Below are 4,387 nucleotides of genomic sequence, written 5' to 3'. Positions count from 1 at the left end.
GGTAATGACAAGCTGATAAACGGCTGGCCGCCACGTTTGAGGATCCACTCTTGACGTGCCTGTTCAATCGGGCGGGTAAATACCGGAAATGGTAGTTTAGTAATGATGACATGGGTGCATAAATTGCCAGGTAAATCGACGCCTTCTGCAAACCGATCCATGCCAAAAATAATGCTGCCCCGCCCTGCTTCAATCCGCTGAATATGCTTGACGATCATATTTTTGGGTGACAGCTGATCACCTTGTAACAGAATCAAATTTTTCAAGGACAATGGCAATTGCTTATATACCTGCAACATCACCTGGCGTGAGGTGAATAGCACTAGCGTCGCCGCCTGAATATCAATAATTGATTTGAGTTGACTGACCACTTCCTGCTGCCACTGCGGCAGATTTTCATTGGGTAAATACTGCATCATCGGCAGTTTTAACACCGCCTGTTGCTGATATTTAAACGGTGAAGGCAACGCCAGAAAGTGTTTTTCATCGTAACGCTGTAAGCCACAGTCCGCCCGGAAACGCTGGAACAATCCCATGCCCCGTAAAGTGGCTGAGGTCATCACTACTCCATAGGCCCGCTGCCATAAACTGTGATCCAGAAAACCTGCGGCGGTCATTGGCCCGGCATGAACCACCAGGGTTTGCTGTTTGGCAAACTGTTCCTGTGCCAGCCAGCGCACATTGGGCGGGCGCTCGGCTTTATCCTCATCGAGAAACAGCGCCATAAAATCAATCAGATAACCAAAAATATTCTGTACCGTCCCTACCTGGGGTAACAGCGCTTCACCGACCTTATTACTTAACTGGGTTTTCTCCAGCCCTTCTTTAATCCATTTGCCAATCAATCTAGCCAAGGTATCGTTTCTTTGACCAACATCTACTGGATCAGCAGTAAGTTTATTTTTATTATCTAGAATGGAAGTGNNNAAGTGTTTATAGATCGAATTGGCGCGCTGTAACAGGTTCTGGCAGGGAATAAACAAGGCATTGAGTAACGGACTGCCCCAGAAAATACGCGGCTCACTGATGCGTCCTTCCAGCATTTCATTTACTGTGGCATCACTGCCCAGAATATCCAGTAGCTGTTGCAACAGGCTGATAATAGCTGGTAAATCCTGACGAATTTCCTTGAACATATAACCAAAATCATGTTGCCGAAATGCCAGTGCGGTTGGCAGCTTTTTCATCAGACTGTCGGCGGTTTCAACCGTTTGATAAAGCTGGGCAAAGTTCAATGCTTTGGCGGCATGTCCCAGCGCCTTTTGTGGCAGATTATGAGCTTCATCAAACACCAGGATCAGCTCTTCAGGATTGGGTAACACCAGACCGCCGCCCAAATCAGCATCACTGAGTAATAAATCGTGATTGACCACCACAACCTGCGCTAACTGCATTTCCTTGCGCAGCAAATAATAGGGACAGCTCAAAAAATACCGGCAGCTCTTACCCGCACACCCTTCTGAATCAGTAGATACCTCATGCCAAAGAGCCGGATCAATGGCATCGGTACGGCTATCCCGATCACCATCCCAGCGATGTTCATCCCAATCCTGAAACAGATTTTTCGCCTGAGTTTGCATCAATACCTGCTGGTATTTCTGATCTACATCCAACGTCAAATCTTGCTGTTCCGGTGTGGTTGCCAGTTGAGCCAGTTTACTGGGGCACACATAACGGCGGCGGCCTTTGATCTGCATAAAGCGTATCGGTTGTGGCAAAGCCGCTGAAAACTGTGGCAGATCTTTCTGAATCAATTGTTGTTGCAGATTGACGGTTGCGGTACTGATAACCAGCAATTTTTTACTGTTCAAAGCAGTTTCGATTGCACCGCTGAGATAGGCCAGTGTTTTTCCGACCCCAGTTGGCGCTTCGACCACTGCCATTCGATTATGAGATTGTTGCAGTCGCTGATGAATAAAGCTGCTCATCTCAATTTGTTGCGGTCTGGCTTTAAAATCCGGCATCAACTTATTGATACTGGTAAATATTTCATCAAACACTTAACGTATTTCCACTCGGTTTTTCAGTGCCTTACCAGCCATAAAATCATCAATATTCTGCAAAGTTGTCTGCGCGATATGCTGCAATGCTTCTCGGGTGAAATAGGCCTGGTGTCCGGTGACCAGCACATTTGGCAAGGTCAATAAACGCTGGAATATGTCGTCCTGAATAATATCGGTGGAATGGTCTTCAAAAAACAAACTGCCTTCCTGTTCATACACATCTATTCCCAGATAGCCAATATGTAACGCTTTCAGGGCATCCAATACAGCGACTGTATCCAATAAAGCTCCGCGACTGGTATTAATCAGCATTACGCCCGGTTTGGTCAGCCTGAGACTGGCAGCATTAATAATATGATGCGTTGTATCATTTAATGGACAATGCAGGCTGATAATATCGCTTTGACCGAGCAAGCTGTCGAGTGTCACTACGTCAAAACCAGCTTTTTTAGCTGGTTCAGCATTATGCGGGTCATAAATCAAAACCTGACAACCAAATGCCCGTAAACGCTCAGCTACTAACAAGCCAATTTTACCGCCACCGATAATGCCCGCGGTTTTACCGAAGAAATCAAAACCCAGCAAACCATCCAGAGAAAAATTACCATCGCGAACGCGATTATAAGCCCGCGGTATCTTCCGACTTAATGCCAACATCAGCGCAATGGTATGTTCCGCGACAGCATAGGGTGAATAGGCTGGCACATTGACGACGGTTATACCAAGCTTATTAGCAGCCGTTAAATCCACCTGATTAATCCCGGCACAACGTAACGCAATTAAACGGGTACCGTTTTCTGCCAGGGTTTTCAGGGTTTCCGCCGATATATCGTCATTAACAAACGCACTGACCACTTCAACATCTTTGGCTAATGCTGCTGTCATTGGATTTAACGCCATTTCATAAAAACATAAAGATACGCGCTCATCGGCCATTCCCGTGAGATAGGCCTTATCATAGGGTTTTGCGCTGAATACCGCGACATGCGTTGGTTTCATTTGGAGCCTTTATCAGAAATGCAGTTTATTATTGGTCAGCTGAGCATCACTTTATCGAACAAATTTTATTATCGGAGACAGTCATGACGCCATCATCGGGAAACATTCGTGTTTTATGTTTAAACCCTGCGTTGGATGTGACTTACCATGTCAAAAAGTTAATCCCAGATCAAAAATCACGTTCCGATGCAGCCCGTCATGATCCTGGGGGTAATGGTATCAATATTGGCCGGGCTTTGTTTCGTATGCAGGCAGATGCAACAACGTACTGTGTTATTGCCGGTTCAGTTGGTGAGATTCTGCGAGACATGCTTGTTGAACAGCTACCCAATGTTATGTTTCATCCTGTCTCAGGACAGACACGCATTAACAGCACGATTATTGAGCTTGATACACAATCTCAATTTCAAATCACTGATGCTGGCACACCTGTCCCGGCAGCCCAGTTAAGTCAATTGGTGGAGAATTTTGCCGATGCCGTAGGAAATGGTTATGGCATTCTTACCGGGTCATGCCAACCCAATATACCTACCTCTCTGTATGCTGATTTAGTTAATAAAATCCAGCAACATGGCGGACGCGCTGTCGTTGACAGTCATTGTGAAATATTGCGTTTGGCAATTGAAGCGAAACCTTTTTTGATTAAACCCAATCTGTATGAACTGGAAACCCTGCTGCAAATAAAACTCAACACTATAGAAGCTATTGCCGAATGCGCCAGACAACTGCAACTGTCCGGGGTTACCCATGTCTGTGTCTCGTTAGGCGATCAAGGTGCTTTATTAGTCAGCCCGAAAAACAGTTTTTATGCGAAAGCGTTAGCGGTACCAGTGAATACTACCGTGGGTGCAGGTGATTCCATGGTGGCGGGTCTGGTGGCCGGGTTCAGTCTTGATGATCAGCCCGAAACGGCATTGCGCTATGGTATCGCCTGTGGAGCCGGTACCGTAATGCACGCCGGAACAGAATTATTTCAAGGTCATGAACTGGCCGATTTCCGACAGCAGGTGACGATTCACACACTGGATATTTAACTCGGCAAGATATTATCAACCAGCAATTGTAATGATTTTGTTTGCCGGAATTCATTCACATCCAGGCGATAATGCAAGCCAACTTTCTGGCCGATTTGCAGCCATTGTGGTGCTGTCTGACGAAACGCCATGGCCGTGATTTCACGTCCATCATCAAGTTTGATGGTTAGCCGAAGATGGTCCGATTGCTGACCGACATGACGATAATTCTGTAACACAAACTGGCCATGAAACTGTGGTTCCGGAAAAGCCTGTCCCCATGGCGCCAGAACCGGTAATTGCTCTGCCAGCTGCATGTTCATTTCCTGCGCCGATAATTCACCATCAGAATACAAAGCGCGTTCAAATACA

3 protein-coding genes and 1 pseudogene are annotated in these 4,387 nt (G+C 46.3%); 1 reads left to right on the top strand and 3 read right to left on the bottom strand.

Annotation, left to right across the window (positions count from 1 at the left end):
* Positions 1-2,000, bottom strand: a 2,000-nt coding sequence (locus B3O33_RS13410; RefSeq protein WP_292363813.1) for a helicase C-terminal domain-containing protein, incomplete at its 3' end; no start/stop codon positions are given.
* On the bottom strand, positions 2,001-3,002 hold the full coding sequence (locus B3O33_RS13405; RefSeq protein ID WP_292359332.1) for a 2-hydroxyacid dehydrogenase: 1,002 nt from the start codon (positions 3,000-3,002) through the stop codon (positions 2,001-2,003).
* An 83-nt stretch (positions 3,003-3,085) separates the two neighbouring features.
* Between B3O33_RS13405 and B3O33_RS13400 the strand changes: the two genes are divergently transcribed.
* The gene (locus tag B3O33_RS13400) at positions 3,086-4,036 is read left to right on the top strand and encodes a 1-phosphofructokinase family hexose kinase (RefSeq protein WP_292359330.1); all 951 of its coding nucleotides are present in this window, start codon (positions 3,086-3,088) and stop codon (positions 4,034-4,036) included.
* Here the strand turns inward: B3O33_RS13400 and B3O33_RS13395 are convergent.
* A pseudogene (locus tag B3O33_RS13395) lies at positions 4,033-4,387 on the bottom strand (single-stranded-DNA-specific exonuclease RecJ); the annotation flags it as partial. The gene B3O33_RS13400 and the pseudogene B3O33_RS13395 sit on opposite strands and share 4 nt — an antisense overlap.

This window comes from Methylophaga sp. UBA1464, from assembly GCF_002325665.1.
Lineage (GTDB): Bacteria > Pseudomonadota > Gammaproteobacteria > Nitrosococcales > Methylophagaceae > Methylophaga.
This window is presented reverse-complemented; position numbering and strand designations above follow the sequence as displayed.

Coding starts and splice junctions, on each gene's coding strand:
- B3O33_RS13405 (WP_292359332.1), bottom strand. CDS start 3,002: ATGAAACCAACGCATGTCGCGGTATTCAGCGCAAAACCCTATGATAAG.
- B3O33_RS13400 (WP_292359330.1), top strand. CDS start 3,086: ATGACGCCATCATCGGGAAACATTCGTGTTTTATGTTTAAACCCTGCG.